Consider the following 19,066-nt stretch of genomic DNA (forward strand, 5'->3'; position numbering starts at 1 on the left):
CAAGGAAAAGGAACGGATCCCATGGCACAGACCGGACAGGTCAAATTCTTCAATACCGAAAAAGGTTTCGGTTTCATCAAGCCGGACGACGGTGGCGCAGATATCTTCGTACACATCTCCGCGGTACAGGCTTCTGGCCTCACAGGCCTCGCAGACAATCAGAAGGTTTCCTACGAGACGGAACCGGATCGTCGCGGCAAGGGCCCGAAGGCCGTGAACATCACCGTTACCGGTTGATCGTTCATTAAAGAACCTACCACTTGCCCCGGCTTCTGCCGGGGTTTTTTATTGCCTGCGCGGCGCCCCGTCTGGTTTCTTAGAGGTATTCGTTCAAGCGCGAAATATTACAGATACTGCGCGTAATTTACCGGAAAACGGGCGTTTTCCGCAGCCCTTCACCATTGTTCAGCCTCCATTCATGTCGAAAGAGTTAATCACTTATTCACAAACGATACGTGCCCCTTCGGCCAACGTATCGCAGACATTGCAGTCGAGCTTCTGAAGGAGCGAACAATGAACCGATTTGCGAAAACAGCCATTCTGGCAGCGGCATCCCTCGCGGCAGTTGCCGCGCCGCTTGCAACGGCATCGGCAGATTCCTGGGGTCACCATGGTTGGAATCGTGGTGGCTGGGATCGTCCCTACTACCGCGACCGGCATCGCGGCCATGGCGACGCGGTTGCCGCAGGCGTGATCGGCCTTGCAGCCGGCGCCCTCATCGGCAGCGCGCTGAGCCAGCCGCAGCCGACCTATGTGCAGCCGGCCCCGGTCTATGCGCCGCCTCCGCCGCCGCCTGCCTATTATCCGGCAGCCCCGGCGCGCCAGGTAACCTATTACCGCGCGGGCTATGAGCCATGGAGCCGCGGCTGGTATCAGTATTGCTCCGACCGTTACCGGTCGTTCAATCCGAACACCGGCACCTATCGCGGTTACGACGGGCGCGATCACTTCTGCTCCGCGAATTGAAGCTGGCCAGTCCACCGGACTGGTCTCCTGTCCCGCTTCGATGCGCAGATAATGCCACTAAAAATAAGAAGAACGGCTACCCTGATCTCAGGGTAGCCGTTCTTGTTTGCGGTTTTTCTGTTATGCGTAGCCGATGTCGTTCAGGAACGGATTGGAGCGCCGCTCCTCGCCGAACCGCCCGCCCGGACCATGCCCGCAGATGAAGCCGATATCGTCGCCAAGCGGCAGCAGCTTTTCCTTGATGGAGCGAATCAGCGCCCCATGATCGCCGCCCGGCAAATCGGTGCGCCCGACCGAGCCGTTGAAAAGCACGTCGCCCACAATGGCGAATCGCGCCTCCGGGTTGAAGAACACGACATGCCCCGGTGCGTGGCCCGGCGTGTGGAAGACCTCGAACTCGTGTCCGGCAACGGAAACCTTGTCGCCCTCGTTCAGCCAGCGGTCCGGCGTCACGTTGCGCACGCCTTCGGTAAGGCCGTATTTCAGGCCGGTCGTCGCCAGATTGTCGAGCAGGAATTTGTCATCCTTGTGCGGGCCGATAATGTCCACATCCAGCGCTTCCTTGAGATCGAGCGCAGCCCCGGCGTGATCGATATGGCCATGCGTGATCCAGATGGCCTCGACCTCGACCCCCTGGGATCCAATCGCATCCAGGATGCGGTCTAGGTCGCCACCCGGATCGATCACCACACCCTTCTTGGTCTCGCTGTCGAACAGTATGGTGCAGTTCTGCTGGAACGGCGTGACGGGAACGATGATGGCCTGCAATTGCCCCATTGGTCTTACTCCACTTTATGGCGCGTCCCGCATAAATGACGGTCTGGAAAACGCTTTCTGTCCCACACTAGAACATTTCCAGCAAAAGTGCGAAGCGTCTACGCGGGGAAATCAGTTCACTGGACTGATTTCTTAACCCCCTTCGATGCGTAGGATAATGCGACAAAACAAATACTTAGAGCCCCGCCTGTCCGGTGAAGCTATAGAACATAATTCGCCCCGGGGATCGATAAGATTGTGCTTCAAACAGAACGTCTCGACCGGAACCGCTCCAAACAGATACGGGCGGCTGGTCGCCGCCCGTTTTCCCTCTCCAGGATTTGACCGGGACGCTTCCCCGAAAGCCGCTTCACGGTTTTCGGGACGCGCCCCGACAGTTCGTCTTGCCGGTTGTCCCCACAACCTTACGTTCTGCGGTGCATCAGGCCTTGGCGGCCATCGCGTTCTTGATCAGGCCGACAATGGCCGTGAGTACGATACCGCCGACACCGCCGCCAGCCAGCTGACCGACAACGCCGTTGAGAACGGAATCGAGACCGCCGCCGGATAGCATCGGAAGCAGCTGACCGAGGATGACACCACCGATGCCGCCCGCCACCGTGTTACCCGTGGTTCCCAGACTGATATTCTTGACTGCGCCTGCGATGTTGCCGCCAACCGCGCCAGCGACCAGCTGAAGAATGAGAGGTAGTAGAGCTTCCATAATCGTCACCCCATCTGAGTTTTAAACCGGAATAGCGCGACTCCGGCAAAAAAATCATGTGCCGAAACTTGCCAATGTCAAACAATAACCGACGGAAAAACAAAAAAGCGGCCCGAAGGCCGCTCTTTTTCTGTTTAAAACCCAGTTACTCCGCCGCTGCGCGCTTCGGCTGAACTTCCGCTGAATAGTCATTCATTAGAACATTTGTAATTTCGGAAGGCTTGAACCGGTATTGTCCGATTTCCGAAACCGGCGTCACTTCCGCAGCCGTTCCGCACAGGAAGCATTCGGAGAAACCGGCAAGTTCTTCCGGCATGATTGCCCGTTCGATGACTTCGATGCCGCGACGCTTGGCAAGATCGATGATCGTGCGGCGCGTGATGCCGTCGAGGAAGCAGTCGGGCTTCGGCGTGTGCAGCGCTCCGTCCTTGACGAAGAAGACGTTCGCGCCGGTCGCTTCCGCGACCTGTCCGCGCCAGTCGAGCATCAAGGCATCGGCATAGCCCTTGGCTTCGGCGGCATGTTTGGAGATCGTGCAGATCATGTAAAGACCGGCGGCCTTGGAGCGCGACGGCGCGGTGCGCGGGTCCGGACGGCAATATTCGGCGATGTCGAGCCGAATGCCCTTCATCTTTTCTTCCGGCGAGAAATAGCTCGGCCACTGCCAGATGGCGATGGCCAGATGAATGCGGTTGTTCTGCGCCGACACGCCCAGCGAATCCGAGCCGCGCCAGGCGATCGGGCGCACATAGGCGTCCTCGAAACCCTGCTTCTCGAGAAGCTCGCGGCAGGCATCATTGATTTCCGCGACGCTGAAAGGAATCTCGAAACCGAGAATGCGCGCGGATTCATGCAGGCGTTCGGTATGCTCGTTCAGCTTGAATATCTCGCCGCCATAGGCGCGCTCGCCCTCAAACACGGCGCTCGCATAATGCAGGCCATGGGTCAGCACATGGACTTTCGCATCTTTCCAGTCGACGAATTTTCCGTCCAGCCAGATGAATCCGTCCCGTTGATCGAATGGAATCGCAGCCATTTTCTTGCTCCTTGACTTTCCTCGCGGCGCTGTCTCGACACGGTTACAGGCCGATTTCAGACCGGACAAACTTCTCCGCGACCCGTCTTCCCCAGTTAAATCGATATAAATGGTGAGACGGCCACCTTTTTCTGCGTAACTGCTGGCCTTTTTGTTCAAAATGCTTTGAGGTCACGCAAACATATTGCGCGAAATCCAGCCGGAGCATGCATGGAAAGAAAATAAATCCTCCACCGGGATGGAATATTGCGGGTACTCTTCTCACCGTCCGCGTTCAGACGAACGGCGGCAAAGAGGCCAGCGCAATTATTCCTCCTTCATGCACGCGTCAGCGCAAACATTATTCCAAAAAAGCCAGCTCACGCTTATCGAAAATTATCTGGGCGATTGAATTATGTCAATAATGCTGACATATTTAACGCGGCAGAACGGAGCACAGATGTGAATTCGACGAACGATCTGAATTATATAAGCAATCCGTTGACGGCTGAGGAGGCGGCCGATCTCAACGTGATCGAACTTCTGTTTTTTTCCTATCGCGATTTCACCGCCGACCCTGATCTCATTCTGGAAAAGATCGGATTCGGACGGGCGCATCACCGCGTCCTCTATTTCATCAACCGCAAGCCCGGCATGACGGTTGCGGAACTGCTGGAGGTTTTGCGCATAACGAAGCAAAGCCTGTCGCGGGTGCTCAAGCAGCTCATCGATACCGGCCATGTCGTTCAGGCCACCGGCCTGCATGACCGCCGCCACCGCAAGCTCTATCCGACAAGGAGCGGCCGCGAGCTGACGCTGGCGCTGGCCCTTCCGCAGTCGCGGCGCATTGCGCGCGCGCTGGAGGATTGCGCCCCGCAGGACCGCGCGGTGATCGAACGCTTTCTCTATAATATGGTCAATCCCGAACGGCGTGCGCAGATCGACGAGTTTTCTGCCGATGATCCGTCGTCCCGGCAGGTCTGAGGCGAAGTGTTACGCATCGTTGCAGAAAGTGTCTGAATAAGAAGCGTCAGGCCGTCGCGAAAATGACGGGTTTCGACAAGCTCAGCTTGAGCAATACTTGAAGTATATGCGCCTCGGCAGCGCAGAAAGCCGCTATTTGCAGCAGGGCATGGCGGCTTTGGACCAGACACTGAATGATTGCATAAAAACAGGCGCATGCAGGCAGTGAATGGACGTGCCGCATTCCTGTCGGTAATATGCGTGCCAAAGCATCGGGCATGATGCCGGGATGCTGAAGTCAAATTATCGGAACGGGATCGAAACACGCCATGGCAGCAGAAGAAGAAAAAACGCTTTCGGATGACGCGCCGCATCTCCTCGTCGTTGATGACGATACGCGCATCCGCAGCCTTCTTTCGCAATATCTGACGAATAGCGGTTTCCGTGTCACCATGGCTGGCAGCGCCGCTGAAGCGCGCCGCAAGCTGGAAGGCATCGACTTCGATCTGCTCATCCTCGACGTCATGATGCCGGGCGAAACCGGCGTTTCGCTGACGCGCTCGCTGCGCGAGCAGAAGAATGTTCCCATTCTCATGCTGACGGCATTGTCGGAAACCGACAGCCGCATCGACGGGCTGGCCGCTGGCGCCGATGACTATCTGCCCAAGCCCTTCGATCCCCGCGAGCTGACGCTTCGCATCAACAATATCCTACGGCGCGGCGCGCCTCCGGCGCAGCCGAAGATCGAACAGATCGTGTTCGGCCCCTACACTTTCTTCATCCCGCGCCGCGAATTGAAGAAGGGTTCCGAAACGATCAAGCTGACGGATCGCGAACAGGACATCATGGCGATCTTCGCGGAGCGCGCCGGTGAAACGATCCCCCGTCACGAGCTGACCGGTCAGGACGGCGATGTCGGCGAGCGCACGATCGACGTCCAGATCAATCGCCTTCGCCGCAAGATCGAGCAGGACCCGGCCAATCCGGTCTGGCTCCAGACCGTGCGCGGCATCGGCTACAAGCTGAGCATCGAGTAGCATTCGGCAGAGCCGGGATAGTGCGATCGGAAATGGTATTCTCACAAAACGCGAAGCGCAGCCTGAAAAGAACTTTTCGGCTGCGCCAGACGCCGCGAAGGCCGTCGCGAAGCGCGATCACCGCCCCGAATACCGACCCGAATACCCCCCTTGTGCCGCAGCCAGTGTGGGCCTGACACGATGAAATCGCCCTTGAGAAAATTCTCCCGCTGGTTGGCCCGCACCATGCCCAAGGGGCTTTATGCGCGGTCGCTCATCATCATCATCGCACCGATGGTGCTGCTGCAATCCGTGATCGCCTATGTGTTCATGGAGCGTCACTGGCAGATGGTGACGGAACGTCTGTCCACCGCCGTCGTCCGTGATATTGCAGGCATCATCGATATTCTGGAAACCTATCGGCAGGAACCGGGCTACGATAATCTGATCCGCATCTCGCAGCAGCGGTTGGCGCTGAACATTTCGATCCTGCCGCCCGATCCGCTGCCGCCGCCCGGACCGAAGCCGTTCTTCGCCATTCTCGATTACTTCCTGAGCGAGGAAATCACCCGCCAGATCAACCGGCCCTTCTGGGTGGATACGGTGGGCGATTCCGATCTCATCGAAATCCGCATCAAGCTCGAGGACAAGGTGTTGCGCGTCTTTGCAAGGCGCAGCCAGGCCTATGCGTCCAATACGGGCATCTTCCTGACCTGGATGGTCGGCACCGCGCTCGTTCTGCTCATCATCGCCATCGCTTTCCTGCGCAACCAGATCAAGCCGATCCAGCAGCTTGCCGAGGCGGCGGAAAGTTTCGGCAAGGGGCGCCCCATGCCGGAGGGCTTCCATCCGCGCGGGGCCGAGGAAGTACGGCGCGCCGGCATTGCCTTCATCCAGATGCGCTCGCGCATCGAGCGCCAGATCGAGCAGCGCACGGCCATGCTGTCGGGCGTCAGCCACGACCTGCGCACCATCCTCACCCGCTTCAAGCTGCAACTGGCGCTGGCTGGCCATTCCATCGACACCGAGCCGCTCAATCAGGATATCGCCGACATGCAGACGATGCTCGAAGGCTATCTTGCCTTTGCGCGCGGCGAAGGTTCGGAAGAAACGGCAAGCTATGATGTCACCAAACTCTGCGAGAAGCTGGAGAACGAGGCGCGGCTGCGCGAACGCGGCTTCAAATATCATGTCGAGGGCGACAGCGAGGTTCATGTGCGCCCGAACGCCTTCTCGCGTCTGGTGAGCAATCTCGTATCGAACGCCTTCCGTCACGCGCAAAATGTCGAGCTGTCAATTTCGCATGTCGAAGGCTGGCTGAAAGTCGTCGTGGACGATGACGGACCGGGCATTCCGGAAGACCGGCGGGAAGATGTCTTCAAGCCATTCGTCCGGCTGGATGAAGCGCGAACGCAGGATTCAGGCGGCACGGGCGGGCTGGGGCTTGCCATTGCACGCGACATCGCGCGCAGCCACGGCGGCGACATTTCGCTGGAAGATTCGCCTCTGGGCGGCCTACGCGCCATCATCCATATTCCGGCCTAAGTTTAATGTAATTCTTATACAAGAATAGACGTTATATTTGATGTAATTCATAAAATTCGACTTCATTTAATATTAATCTGCAAGGATTCACCGTTGAAAAAAGAAATAATTTTGTTTTTTGTAATTTATACTTCATCATCGTTCTCGACAGCTGCCATGACGACCGACAATTCCGGCACCTCATCGACTGCCACTGTCATTAAACAAGGGAAGGAAATTCATTACACCGGCTGGCTAAACCAAGCTTCATTTGAAAAACTAAAAAAGCTCTACGATCCTTCGATCACGACGCTGGTTATCGACAGCAGAGGTGGACCGGTAGACACGGGCATGGATCTCGGGGAGTTTATCCATAAAAAGGGTATGGATGTTCATATCAAGCGACACTGCTTCTCTTCTTGCGCCAATTATGTCTTTCCGGCAGGAAAGATCAAATATCTGGACAAGGACAGCCAGCTCGGATGGCATGGCAGTGCATTTCAAATAGTGTCGGACGTGCTTGAAAAAGCGCCAGCCGCTGATAAGGCCAAGCTGTACCGCGCATTAACCGAAGAACGAGCCCGTGAATTCAGTTTCTATTCGTCATTGGGCGTGGAGCCCATGATGCCCCTATACGGCCTGGATCGCCTCGATCACGAATATAAAGACTGCAAGGGCTGGACCTATTCGCTGAAAGCGATGAAACAGCTCAATATTCATAATATTGTTCTTGCAGATAAAATCTGGAAACCGCAGGACACGTTCCAGAATCAGTGCATCTTCTCAATCGATAGCGTAACGCAATAACTACCTCTCTGCCTCCATTCTGAAAAGGTTCCTGAGCTTGCTCAGAAGCCTCCTCAGGATGAGGGATCGACGCGGTTGCTCAACGCGAAATCATCGTGCTCTCAATAAAGCTTGCCGCCGTTCGGCACCGGCTTGTCGATTGCCGCGAGAACCACTTCGCCGTCCTCGTCCGGCATGCCGAGCGTCAGCACTTCCGACATGAAGGGGCCGATCTGCCGCGGCGGGAAATTCACCACAGCCATGACCTGCTTGCCGATGAGTTGCTCGGGCGTGTAGTGCTTCGTGATCTGGGCCGACGACTTCCTGACGCCGATCTTTTCGCCGAAATCGATCTTCAGCTTGAAGGCGGGCTTGCGCGCTTCGGGAAATGGCACGGCTTCCACGATGGTTCCGCTGCGGATATCGACCTTTTCGAAATCTGCCCAGCTGATGGTGGTTGCTTCGCTCATTCTTTCACTCCCCGGCCCGCGCTCCCGGCCTCGCAGAAAACCCGGCGCGAGCGCCGGGCCAAAATTAAACTGATTTATAGTCAGGCGCGACCGACTGTCTCGAACACCACACTTTCCAGCGCCTCGCGGGCCGTGACGCCCGACCAGACCACGAACTGGAAAGCTTGGAAATAGGCCTCGCAGGCTTCCAGCGCCGCCGACAGCAGCACTTCCACCTGACGGCTCGTCGGTTCCGCGCCGCCCGCCAGCAACAGCGACTGGCGATACATGATCGCGCCTTCCTGCTGCCAGAGGTCGAAATGGCCCATCAGCAGTTTTTCGTTGATGAGCGAAAGCAGGCGCATCACTTCGTTGACGCGCGGCTCGGCCACCTTGATGTCGAATGCGCAGGCCAGATGCAGTGCCTCGAAATCCTCCATCCAGGAAAACGAGATGTGATAGTCAGTCCAGTTGCCCGCAACCGAGATTGCGATTTCGTCGTCGCCAGTCCGCTCGAACGTCCAGTCGTTTGAATGCGCGACCTGTTCGATCACATCCACCGGATGCGCCTCACGTGCGAATTCAAGCTCAAGAAGGCTCATGTCCGTTTCCTGTTCTGGGAACCATCTGCCCCCAGATGTTTCCTAATTCCCGGCGTGCAGATAACTGCCCGCCCGCGCCGGTCACCGCGCAAGAACAAGCGCAGGAAAACAGGCACGAATTGATCGGTCGAGGAACCGGCATGCACGGTGGCATGCAAGCGCCCCAATGGCACACGCACATACGCAACTGATACTGGAAAGCAGCCTGAAAGACGCGAAACCTGACACACAGCCCCTCGCCGCCGCCTACATGACCACATTACGAATCATGTAGTGTTTTCAGTCTATTGATGCTGAATCTGAACGCCAGCCCCTTTTCAAAAAAGAGACATGAAAGCATGTGGAAATATATGAAGGGCGGGCCGCACCCCTTGCCTTAACCGACTCTAAGACAAGGGTTTTTGCCACTTGCGGCCTGTTAATAAATATTCAGGGATTATTTTTGGATTTAGCCGAAGTTGAAGCCGATTTTGCCGATTTGGCATCGGAATCGACTTCGAATTTCGCAAGACGCGCTTCGAGAGCTTCGATTCTTGCCAGCAGGGCGCTGTTTTCGGCGCGCGCCTTGATCGCCATTTCACGAACGGCTTCGAAGTCTTCGCGCTGCACCACGTCGAGCGTGTTGAGCACCCGTTCGCCCTGTGAACGCAACGCCGTTTCCACTTCGCGGCGCACGCCCTGCGCAGCGCCTGCCGCATCCGTCACAAGCTTGGCGAGTTCATCGAGAACCCGGTTCTGTCCGCTGGTCATGGCAATCATTCCTTATTTCCAGGAGAGACCTGTTGAAAACATAAATTTGAAATAGGGCCGTCTCGGGTCCGATGCAAGCTCGGCTATGGAAAGTGATCGGCTTCGGCGCAACGAAAGCAAAATCAGGGGCTCCTGCGGGATCGGGAAACCCGAGGCGAATGTACTTAAGGCTGCCTTAAGGGTAGATGAGCACCGCAGGCACCGCAAAACGCGATTTGCAGCACGGCGGGAACGGCTTGACCGGCAAGGGCTGGTCCAGCATGTTCCCTCACAAAACGGAGTGATTTCATGATTGAGACGTTGCTGCCCGTATCGGCGCTCGCCTTCCCCAATATCGATCCGGTGATTTTCCGGATCGGGCCGCTGGCAGTGCACTGGTACGGCCTCGGCTATGTGGTCGGCATCATGTTCGCCTGGTGGTATGGCAAGAAGCTCCTGCGAAGCCACCGCCTGTGGGCGAACAACCAGCCGCCCATGGCCCCGGAAGCGCTCGACGACTTCGTCATCTGGGCCGCGCTCGGCGTCGTGCTTGGCGGGCGCATCGGCTATGTGCTCTTCTATAATTTCTCCTTCTACATCTCCAACCCGCTCGCCATTCCGGCGGTCTGGGATGGCGGCATGTCGTTCCACGGCGGCATTCTGGGCACGACGCTCGCCATGATCCTGTTTGCCCGCTCACGCGGCATCAGGGTGTGGAGCATGTTCGACACGATTGCCGCCGGCGTGCCGGTCGGCCTCGGCGTCGTGCGCGTCGCCAATTTCATCAATTCGGAACTCTGGGGCCGGGTCAGCGATGTGCCATGGGCGGTCTATTTCCCCAATGGCGGCCCGTTGCCGCGCCATCCAAGCCAGCTTTACGAAGCCTTGCTCGAGGGTCTCGTGCTCTTCTTCGTGCTGTTCCTGCTCGTCTGGGTCGGACGCAAGCTGAAGAAACCCGGCTTCATCGCAGGCGCATTCGTCACCGGCTACGGCCTCAGCCGCATCGTGGTGGAATTCTTCCGCGAGCCGGACGCCCAGCTTGGCTATCTCCTCGGCGGCTGGCTCACCATGGGCATGGTGCTTTCGGTGCCAATGGTGCTGATTGGCCTGTGGGCCATGTGGCGCGCCAACCGCGCAGCAGCCAAAGATGCCTGAGTCATTGCTGAAAGACCGGCTGAAACGCCTGATTGCCGCCTCCGGGCCGATCAGCGTCGCCGATTACATGGCCGCCTGCCTCGGCGACCGCGAGGCTGGCTATTATACCACGCGAGAACCTTTCGGACGTGACGGCGATTTCATCACCGCGCCGGAAGTGAGCCAGATGTTCGGCGAGCTGATCGGCATCTGGTGCGTCAGCGAATGGGATGCGCTGGGACGCCCGGACAATGTGGTGCTGTGCGAGATCGGCCCCGGTCGCGGCACGCTGATGAGCGACATGCTGCGCACCATCGGCAGGCTTGCCCCGCAAATGCTTGGCGCTGCCCGCATCGCCATGGTCGAAACCAGCCCGCGCCTTGTCGAAAGGCAAAAGGAAAAGCTGGCCGGTGCAGGCGTAAAAATCGACTGGTTCGAGCGCTTTTCCGACATAGCTGACGGGCCCCTGATCCTCGTCACCAACGAACTCTTCGACGCCATTCCTTTCCGCCAGTTCGTCAAGGTGGGTGGCCGCTTTGTCGAACGGATGATTTCGCTCGACGACAAGGACGAATTTCACTTCGTCAGCGGTCTGGGCGGCATAGATCCGGCTCTCCTTCCGCAAGATCACGCCACGGCGGAGGAAGGTGCCATCTTCGAAGCGGCCCCGGCGCGCACGGCCCTGATGCAGGAAATCGCCAGCCGTATTGCCACAACGCGCGGCGCGGCGCTCAACATCGATTACGGCCATCTGGAATCCGGTTTCGGCGATACGCTGCAAGCCATGCTGAAACACAGTTTTGACGATGTGTTCGCCCATCCGGGGGAAGCCGATCTTACCAGCCATGTCGATTTCGACATGCTGGAGAAGGCGGCACGCGCCAGCAATTGCAGGACCGGAACGATGACGCAGGGCGAGTTTCTGCTCGCAATGGGCCTGATTGATCGCGCCGGACGGCTGGGCGCGGGCAAGGATGCGGCATTTCAGGAAAAAATCCGGCAGGATGTCGAAAGACTGGCCGCGCCCGACCAGATGGGAACCTTGTTCAAGGTGCTGGCCATCAGCGATTCCGACACAAAGCTCATTCCTTTTGCAGTCCCATGTTAGTGAAAGCTTCGATTGACAAGCCAACCGACCTCCCCCACCATCCCGCCGTTTAACGAAAGAATGCCATGACCGACATGCCGCAACCGCTCCGTTCGCCTCTCCTTGAAAAGCCCGTCGGACAGAACGGGAAGCGGATTGCGCACGGCTTCTTCACCCGCAAGGGCGGCGTTTCCGATGGCATCTATACGGGCCTCAACGTCGGAAGCGGATCGAACGATGTACCGGAAAAGGTCGCGGAGAATCGCCGCCGCGTAGCCGAAAGCCTCGGCGTTGCGCCCGATCATCTCATGACCGTGCATCAGGTTCATTCGCCCGATGTCCTCCACGTCACCGAACCATTCGGCAGCCCGCGCCCGAAGGCCGACGCCATGGTGACCAATGTTCCCGGCATCGCTATCGGTGCGCTTTCCGCCGATTGCGGGCCAGTGCTGTTTGCCGATCACGAAGCGGGAATCATCGGCTCTGCTCATGCGGGATGGCGCGGCGCTTTCGGCGGCGTGCTGGAAAACACCATCGAAGCCATGATCGGGCTCGGCGCGAAGCGCGAGAATATCGTGGCTGTTCTCGGCCCCACCATCGGCCCCGACAATTATGAGGTAGGACCGGAATTCTATGCCGAATTCATCGGCAGGGACCCGGCCTATACCGCCTATTTCCGCCCATCCGACAAGGCGGACCACAAGCTGTTCGACCTGTGGACGTTCATCACCGACCGCCTGACGAAGGCAGGTGTGCAGGCGGAATCGCTGCGCCAGTGCACCTATGCCGACGAGGAGCAGTTCTATTCCTACCGGCGCACCACCCATCGCAATGAACCCGATTACGGGCGTCAGATCGCAGCCATTGCCATCATAGAAGACACCGCCACCCAGGAAGATTAGGAGAACCGCATGGCCCTTCACTTCGAGCCGGAAGAATTCGCCGCACGTCGCGACCGTCTGACCTTGAAGATGGAGGAGGAGAAGCTGGATGCCCTTCTGCTGTTCGCACAGGAGAGCATGTACTGGCTGACCGGCTATGACACGTTCGGCTTCTGCTTCTTCCAGTGCCTCGTCGTGAAAGCCGACGGGTCCATGGTGCTGATGACCCGCTCCGCCGATCTCCGGCAGGCGCGTCATACGTCGAATATCGAGAATATCGTGGTCTGGACCGACCGCGACAATGCCAATCCGGCTTCGGACCTGCGCAATGTCCTGACGGAACTCGACCTTCTCGGCACGCGGATCGGCATCGAATACCAGACGCACGGCCTCACCGGCGCAAATGCCCGCAAGCTGGACGAACAGTTGCAGAGCTTTGCCAAGCTTTACGATGCGTCCGGCATGGTGGATCGCCTGCGCCTGCTGAAGAGCCCTGCCGAAATCGCCTATGCCAAGCGCGCCGCGGAACTCAGCGACGATGCGCTTGATGCGGCGATCAAGCTGACCAAAGGCGGCGCGAGCGAAGCCGATATTCTGGCTGCGATGATGAGCGCCAATTTCGCGGGCGACGGCGATTATCCGGCGAACGAATATATCATCGGCTCGGGCGACGACGCCCTGCTCTGCCGCTACAAATCCGGCCGGCGCAAGCTGAACAAGAACGACCAGCTCACGCTCGAATGGTCGGGCGTCTTCCGGCATTACCATGCGCCGATGATGCGCACGCTGATCGTCGGCAAGCCGACAACGCATCATCAGGAGCTTTACGCCGCCGCGCGCGAGGCGCTGGAAGCCGTGGAAGCGGCGATGACGCCCGCCTCGACATTTGGCGACGTGTTCGATGCCCATGCGCGGACCATGGAGGCGCATGGCCTCACCCGCCACCGCCTCAATGCCTGCGGTTATTCGGTGGGCGCGCGCTTCACGCCGTCATGGATGGACCCGCAGATGTTCTATGCCGGAAATCCGGAAAGCATCCAGCCGGACATGACGCTTTTCGCGCATATGATCATCATGGATTCCGATACGCAGACCGCCATGACGCTGGGACAGACATATCTCACAACAAATGGGGCTGCTCAGCCATTATCCCGCCATTCTCTTGATATGATTGTCAAATGAGGCGCAATCGGCGATAAAACGGCACGTCGGGAAAAGTCGACGGAATGAACTGAAATGCCCTATCGCAGAGAACCTGCGCCTTCAGGAGCATGAAGCCGAACATGAACAAGGCACATCTTTCAACGATGCTGTTTCTGGCCGGGATGCTGACAAGCGTCCTCGCTGCCTGCAACAGCACTGAATCCGCGCTGAACGTGCAAGGCAGCAATCAGGGCCCGGGTCAAGCCTCTGGCCAGAGTTCGGGCCAAACCGTTGCACCGGCCACGACGCCCGGCACCCCGGCGACCGGCGCCGCGCAACCCGCCGGAACAACCGCAACCGGCACCCCGCCCGCAACCACCGCGCCAGCGGCGCCGCAGCGCAGTGCAGGCCTCAAGCCGGGCAAGCTGCATATCGCCCCCATCGTCGGCGCGCCGGTCAATGTGGTGACGCCGCTGACCCATCGCATCAACGATGACGCCAAGGCAAAGGGCATCGAACTTGCGGGCAATAATGATACGGGCGCGGCCTATGTGATGAAGGGATATTTCTCCGTTCTTTCGGAAGATAACCAGACCACGGTTCTCTACGTCTGGGACGTTCTCGATGCGTCCGGCAACCGCCTTCACCGCATACAGGGTCAGGAGAAAGTTCCGGGCGCTGCGGCAGACTCATGGAGCGTCGTTCCGGCTTCCGCAATGCAGGCAATCGCCGACCGCACCATGCAGGAATATTCGACCTGGCTTGCGGCAAATCGCGCATAGAAACTTGCTTCGGCAGCAAAAGACTGAAATCTTTTGCTGAATCCGTCTGTCATACTGTGGGAAAGCCGCAATACCGGCCTTTTTGCAGCAATTGTGTCCCTTCGGGCCTTGCAATAACTGTGACTCTTTGCAATAGCCCCCGCATCCGAAAGAACCTTGCAAGCTGCTGTACTTGATCCCGTCAGATAAGTACGCAGCTTTAAAATTTTTGAGATTGTCCGTTACGGCGGACTTTTGCGACAACCAGACTGCAAACCGCGACCGCATCGGCGTCAGAGGCAAAAGAATGAAACTTTTCGCAGGCAACTCCAACCGGGTTCTTGCCGAATCCGTTGCTCAATATCTCAACATTCCGCTCGGTAAGGCCAGCGTTCGTCGCTTCGCCGATCAGGAAATCTTCGTAGAGATTCAGGAAAACGTGCGCGGCGAAGACGTATTCGTTCTGCAATCGACCTCCTACCCGGCAAACGATCACCTGATGGAACTGCTCATCATGATCGATGCCTTCCGCCGTTCCTCGGCCCGTCGCATCACCGCAGTCCTGCCCTATTTCGGCTATGCCCGCCAGGACCGCAAGCCCGGCCCGCGTACGCCGATCTCGGCCAAGCTCGTCGCCAACCTCATCACCGAAGCCGGCGCCAACCGCGTCCTGACGCTTGACCTTCACGCCGGTCAGATCCAGGGCTTCTTCGATATCCCGACCGACAACCTCTACGCCGTTCCGGTCATCGCCCGCGATGTGAAGGCCCATTATGCCACCGGCAACTGCATGGTCGTATCGCCGGACGTCGGCGGCGTGGTGCGCGCCCGTTCGCTCGCAAAGCGCATCGACGCGCAGCTCGCCATCGTCGACAAGCGTCGTGAGCGCCCGGGTGAGTCGGAAGTCATGAACGTCATCGGCGATGTTTCCGGCAAGGACTGCCTGCTGTTCGACGATATCGTCGATTCCGGCGGCACGCTCTGCAATGCAGCCGAAGCCCTCCTCAACAAGGGCGCCAACAGCGTCACCGCCTATATCACGCACGGCGTTCTGTCCGGCGGCGCGGTTGCGCGTATCGCCTCGTCCAAGCTGAAGGAACTGGTCATCACCGATTCCATCCAGCCGACCACCGCCATCAACGACGCGCCGAACATCCGCGTGCTGTCGATCTCGGACCTCATCGGCGAAGCCATTGCCCGCACGGCAGCGGAAGAGTCGGTTTCGAGCCTGTTCGACTAAAACAACAGCCTGAGGGCGATCCCGAAACATGCCGCCAGCAACAGCACGAGCGGCATGTTCATCCTGAAGACGACAAGCAACAATGCCGCCGCGCCTGCGATCAGGACGGCGGCATTGTCTATTGTGCTCCAGACCGGAAGCGGCAGCGTGAAGGGACCGACAGCCTTCTCCACGACCTGTGAAAACAGGACATGCAGCGAGAACCACAGCGCCAGATTGGCAATCACACCCACGACCGCAGCCGTAATGCCGCCCAGCATCGCCGACAGCCAGCGCACCTGACGCAGCCGCTCCACGAATGGCGCGCCTGCCAGTATCCATAGAAAGCAGGGCACGAAGGTAAACCACAGCGCGATCAATCCGCCGAAAAAGCCGCCGAGCAGCGGCGACAGGCCCGAAAGGTTCGCCGCCCCCACGAAGCCGACGAATACCAGCACGAGGATCAGCGGTCCCGGCGTGGTTTCGGCAAGACCAAGCCCGGTCAGCATCTCGCCGGGCTTCATCCAGCCGAAATGCTCGACCGCCTGCTGCGCCGTATAGGAAAGGGCCGCATAAGCGCCGCCGAACGTTACCGCCGCAAGCTTCGAGAAAAAGGCAGCTTCCTGCACGAAGACATGCCCCCCGCCAAAGGCGAGGAAGAGCCCGATCAGAGGCAAAAGCCACAGCCCGCCCCAGATCAGTGTCTGCTGCGTGAATTCCCGCAGCGCACCGGGTGTCGCCTGCCCCAGAACTGTTGCTGCACTATTTCCCTGAATGGCATGGCGCAGGCCACCGGCGACAGCCGCCAGCAGCACGACGAGCGGAAACGGCAGTTTCAAAAGCGCTATCGCAATGAATGCCGCGACCGCCACGCAATAGGAAAAACCCGACGCCAATGTCCGTCTGGCCATCCGATAGAGCGCCTCAAAGACCACGGCCAGCACCGCAGCCTTGAGGCCGAACAGCAATCCCGCCACAACATCGACATGCCCGAAGGCGACATAAAGCGCCGACAATGCCAGCATGACGACAGCGCCGGGCAGCACGAACAAAAGCCCGGCCAGCAAGCCGCCGCGCCAGCCTTTCACAGCCCAGCCGGAATAGGTCGCAAGCTGCATGGCTTCCGGCCCGGGCAGCAACATACAGAAATTGAGCGCATGGATCAGCCGCTCCTGATCCATCCATTTCTTCTCATCCACGAGAACGCGCTGCAACATGGCGATCTGCGCTGCCGGCCCGCCGAAGGACAAAAGCCCGATCTTGCCGAATGTCGCGAAAAGTTCTTTGAAATCCGGCTGCTTTATTGGCTGTGTCACGCTGTCATCCTGAATGATCCGACCAAGCTCTTGCTGACAATCATTACAGGTTCATGACGGTTTTCACAGGCTTACTCGGCTGCGGCACCTTCTTCGGCCAGATCATCCGGCGCATTCGGATCGCCCGGCGCGGTCTCACAGGCAAGATCGGGGAAATTGACGATGCGCATTCCCTTGAAGTCGTTGCGCACGACCAGAAGCCCGCGCTCTTCGAAATAGGTCAGGAGACGCCGCGCACGACTGAACGAATGCGTGCCATAGGCCCGCGCCAGCGCCGCGTCGGACGGGCAAGGCGCACCCGTCACCGCTGCCTGCGCCACGATCAGGAACACGCCCTGCACATCGTCGGTGAGGCTTTCCGAAAGGATAAGCGCCTGCTGCCATGTCTCGCCATTGGCGACATCGCTTTCAATGCTGGCTTGCGCCACGGCGAGCCTGCGCCGGAAGGCAGGCAGGGCCAGCGGTTCGCCCGGAACGCGGTGAATGCGGCAACGCACCAGAAAGTCCTGATAGAGAACGGCAACCGAGCGGAACGAGGCCTCCGGATCGTCCACGATCTCGCGCATCACCTTTTCCAGAAGCTCTTCGCGTTCGGCTTCCACGATGCCGGGGAAAAGCGGCGCTTCGACCGGTTCGGCTTCCGGTTTGGGTTTTGCCACCTGAGCCAGGATTTCCGCCGTCGATGGCGGCGGTGGCGGTGGCGGAGCCCTGCGCACAGCGGTGCGGATTTCCTGCGGCGCAGGCGTGAAGATAAGATCAAGCGCATCTTCGGGCGCATCGGGAAGCGGCATCAGTTTCGGCGAAGAAGACCGTGCCGATGTTTCCACCTTGCCGATTTTGATCGGCAATGGACGGCGCGACAAGGCGGGCCCAAGCGCCACAAAATGCCCGCGCTGCAAATCGCGGAACATTTCAGCTTGTTTGCGTTCCATGCCGAGAAGGTCGGCGGCCCGCGCCATGTCGATATCGAGAAAAGTGCGCCCCATCAAAAAATTCGAGGCCTCGGCGGCGACGTTCTTGGCGAGCTTCGCCAGTCGCTGCGTCGCAATAACCCCGGCAAGACCGCGTTTTCGACCACGGCACATGAGGTTGGTCATCGCGCCCAGCGAAAGCTTGCGCGCTTCATCCGACACTTCACCGGCGGCGGCAGGCGCAAAAAGCTGCGCTTCGTCCACAACGACCAGCATCGGATACCAATAATCGCGTTCGGCATCGAAAAGTCCGCCAAGAAAAGCCGCAGCCGAGCGCATCTGCTGCTCGACGTCCAGGCCTTCCAGATTGAGCACGACGGAAACACGATGCTGGCGGATGCGTCCGGCAATGCGGGTCAGTTCGGCTTCGGTGCGGGCGGCATCAACGACGACATGGCCGTAGAGATCGGCGAGCGTGACGAAATCCCCTTCGGGATCGACGATGCACTGCTGCACCCATTGCGCGCTCTGTTCCAGCAGGCGGCGCAGAAGATGCGACTTGCCCGAGCCGGAATTGCCCTGCACGAGCAGGCGCGTGGCGAGAAGCTCCTCAAGATCAAGCATGGCCTGCTTGCTGCCGCCAAGCGCCGCTGCCGAGGCAGAACCGCTTCCAGCAACAGAACCCATGTCGATACCGACCTGCATCTCGCCTCCTTGTTTCAACATTGCAGGAACAGACGACTCGCGCAGAAAACCGGCCAGTCGATCAGGCACCCGCTTAACACTTTTGCGGCTGTCATTGCCACCCGTTAAGACAAATGCCCACAGGTGCCGGGCAGTAGATTTCAACCTGAAGTTTTGATAGCAATCCTGTCAAGGGGCAAAAGCAGCAAGCGTCTAGTGTGGCGAATCCGAAATTGGTCTCACGCGATAGCAAGCTGTGTACGAATTTCGGATTCAAAGCCACACTAGTAACATATAGAATCTAGTGTGGTTTACGGATTTGAAGTTCCTGAACGCTGATGCCATGCAAATTATAGGAACTTCAAATCCACCACACTATCCAGCGGGCGCGTCGGGGAGG

Annotated in this window: 20 protein-coding genes; 12 read left to right on the forward strand and 8 right to left on the reverse strand. The window is 58.7% G+C overall.

The features are described 5' to 3' along the window. The first annotated feature begins 21 nt into the window (after positions 1-21). A complete protein-coding gene (locus ABWW28_RS12440) occupies positions 22-237 on the forward strand; it encodes a cold-shock protein (protein WP_006471910.1) in 216 nt (71 codons plus the stop codon). A 276-nt stretch (positions 238-513) separates the two neighbouring features. After that, positions 514-966 carry a BA14K family protein gene (locus ABWW28_RS12445; RefSeq protein ID WP_353391087.1) on the forward strand — a complete coding sequence of 151 codons (453 nt, stop codon included), beginning with the start codon at positions 514-516 and terminating at the stop codon, positions 964-966. A gap of 120 nt (positions 967-1,086) precedes the next feature. Here ABWW28_RS12445 and ABWW28_RS12450 read toward each other — a convergent pair whose 3' ends face one another. The 3 genes from ABWW28_RS12450 to ABWW28_RS12460 all read right to left on the reverse strand — a co-directional run bounded on the left by ABWW28_RS12450 (position 1,087) and on the right by ABWW28_RS12460 (position 3,482). Beyond that, positions 1,087-1,743: an MBL fold metallo-hydrolase gene (locus ABWW28_RS12450; RefSeq protein WP_025090524.1), complete on the reverse strand. Its 657-nt coding sequence runs from the start codon at positions 1,741-1,743 to the stop codon at positions 1,087-1,089. 421 nt (positions 1,744-2,164) lie between these two features. Beyond that, positions 2,165-2,446 (reverse strand): hypothetical protein, encoded by a 282-nt coding sequence (locus tag ABWW28_RS12455; RefSeq protein ID WP_006471911.1) that lies wholly within the window; start codon positions 2,444-2,446, stop codon positions 2,165-2,167. A 145-nt stretch (positions 2,447-2,591) separates the two neighbouring features. Next, positions 2,592-3,482 (reverse strand): branched-chain amino acid aminotransferase, encoded by an 891-nt coding sequence (locus ABWW28_RS12460; RefSeq protein WP_021586952.1) that lies wholly within the window; start codon positions 3,480-3,482, stop codon positions 2,592-2,594. Between the two features lie 441 nt (positions 3,483-3,923). Here ABWW28_RS12460 and ABWW28_RS12465 point away from each other — a divergent pair, with 441 nt between their 5' ends. The 4 genes from ABWW28_RS12465 (at position 3,924) to ABWW28_RS12480 (ending at position 7,771) form a co-directional block, all read left to right on the forward strand. Next, positions 3,924-4,445: a MarR family winged helix-turn-helix transcriptional regulator gene (locus tag ABWW28_RS12465; RefSeq protein ID WP_006471913.1), complete on the forward strand. Its 522-nt coding sequence runs from the start codon at positions 3,924-3,926 to the stop codon at positions 4,443-4,445. Between the two features lie 308 nt (positions 4,446-4,753). Continuing rightward, on the forward strand, positions 4,754-5,461 hold the full coding sequence (locus ABWW28_RS12470; protein WP_006467315.1) for a response regulator: 708 nt from the start codon (positions 4,754-4,756) through the stop codon (positions 5,459-5,461). Positions 5,462-5,641: 180 nt separating this feature from the next. Next, positions 5,642-6,985 (forward strand): ATP-binding protein, encoded by a 1,344-nt coding sequence (locus ABWW28_RS12475; protein ID WP_353391090.1) that lies wholly within the window; start codon positions 5,642-5,644, stop codon positions 6,983-6,985. A 93-nt stretch (positions 6,986-7,078) separates the two neighbouring features. Continuing rightward, positions 7,079-7,771, forward strand: a complete 693-nt coding sequence (locus ABWW28_RS12480) for a hypothetical protein (protein ID WP_128005737.1) — start codon at positions 7,079-7,081, stop codon at positions 7,769-7,771. A 101-nt stretch (positions 7,772-7,872) separates the two neighbouring features. Here the strand turns inward: ABWW28_RS12480 and ABWW28_RS12485 are convergent, their stop codons facing one another. The 3 genes from ABWW28_RS12485 to ABWW28_RS12495 form a co-directional block, all read right to left on the reverse strand. Continuing rightward, positions 7,873-8,220, reverse strand: coding sequence for a tRNA-binding protein (locus ABWW28_RS12485; RefSeq protein WP_021586958.1), 348 nt, complete (start codon positions 8,218-8,220; stop codon positions 7,873-7,875). Positions 8,221-8,300: 80 nt separating this feature from the next. Beyond that, positions 8,301-8,801, reverse strand: a complete 501-nt coding sequence (locus ABWW28_RS12490; protein WP_006467319.1) for a type III secretion system chaperone family protein — start codon at positions 8,799-8,801, stop codon at positions 8,301-8,303. A gap of 429 nt (positions 8,802-9,230) precedes the next feature. After that, positions 9,231-9,551, reverse strand: a complete 321-nt coding sequence (locus ABWW28_RS12495) for an accessory factor UbiK family protein (RefSeq protein WP_006471915.1) — start codon at positions 9,549-9,551, stop codon at positions 9,231-9,233. Positions 9,552-9,839: 288 nt separating this feature from the next. Between ABWW28_RS12495 and lgt the strand changes: the two genes are divergently transcribed. From lgt to ABWW28_RS12525, 6 genes are all read left to right on the forward strand, one after another. Continuing rightward, the gene (lgt, locus tag ABWW28_RS12500) at positions 9,840-10,685 is read left to right on the forward strand and encodes a prolipoprotein diacylglyceryl transferase (protein ID WP_021586959.1); all 846 of its coding nucleotides are present in this window, start codon (positions 9,840-9,842) and stop codon (positions 10,683-10,685) included. Beyond that, the gene (locus ABWW28_RS12505) at positions 10,678-11,772 is read left to right on the forward strand and encodes a class I SAM-dependent methyltransferase (RefSeq protein WP_021586960.1); all 1,095 of its coding nucleotides are present in this window, start codon (positions 10,678-10,680) and stop codon (positions 11,770-11,772) included. Before lgt ends, ABWW28_RS12505 begins: the two co-directional genes overlap by 8 nt. A gap of 65 nt (positions 11,773-11,837) precedes the next feature. Continuing rightward, positions 11,838-12,653, forward strand: a complete 816-nt coding sequence (pgeF, locus tag ABWW28_RS12510; RefSeq protein ID WP_021586961.1) for a peptidoglycan editing factor PgeF — start codon at positions 11,838-11,840, stop codon at positions 12,651-12,653. A 9-nt stretch (positions 12,654-12,662) separates the two neighbouring features. Next, positions 12,663-13,814, forward strand: coding sequence for a M24 family metallopeptidase (locus ABWW28_RS12515; RefSeq protein ID WP_021586962.1), 1,152 nt, complete (start codon positions 12,663-12,665; stop codon positions 13,812-13,814). Positions 13,815-13,903: 89 nt separating this feature from the next. Then, positions 13,904-14,557, forward strand: coding sequence for a hypothetical protein (locus tag ABWW28_RS12520; RefSeq protein ID WP_036592919.1), 654 nt, complete (start codon positions 13,904-13,906; stop codon positions 14,555-14,557). Positions 14,558-14,843: 286 nt separating this feature from the next. Continuing rightward, the gene (locus ABWW28_RS12525; protein WP_021586965.1) at positions 14,844-15,776 is read left to right on the forward strand and encodes a ribose-phosphate pyrophosphokinase; all 933 of its coding nucleotides are present in this window, start codon (positions 14,844-14,846) and stop codon (positions 15,774-15,776) included. Here the strand turns inward: ABWW28_RS12525 and chrA are convergent. Together chrA and ABWW28_RS12535 are read right to left on the reverse strand one after the other, a co-directional pair. Beyond that, positions 15,773-17,071, reverse strand: coding sequence for a chromate efflux transporter (gene chrA / locus ABWW28_RS12530; RefSeq protein WP_021586966.1), 1,299 nt, complete (start codon positions 17,069-17,071; stop codon positions 15,773-15,775). The two genes, ABWW28_RS12525 and chrA, sit on opposite strands and share 4 nt — an antisense overlap. Positions 17,072-17,142: 71 nt before the next feature. Then, positions 17,143-18,687 carry an ATP-binding protein gene (locus tag ABWW28_RS12535; protein ID WP_021586967.1) on the reverse strand — a complete coding sequence of 515 codons (1,545 nt, stop codon included), beginning with the start codon at positions 18,685-18,687 and terminating at the stop codon, positions 17,143-17,145. Positions 18,688-19,066: the final 379 nt, after the last annotated feature.

The sequence above is a fragment of the Brucella sp. NBRC 14130 genome (assembly GCF_040371715.1).
Taxonomy (GTDB): domain Bacteria; phylum Pseudomonadota; class Alphaproteobacteria; order Rhizobiales; family Rhizobiaceae; genus Brucella; species Brucella intermedia.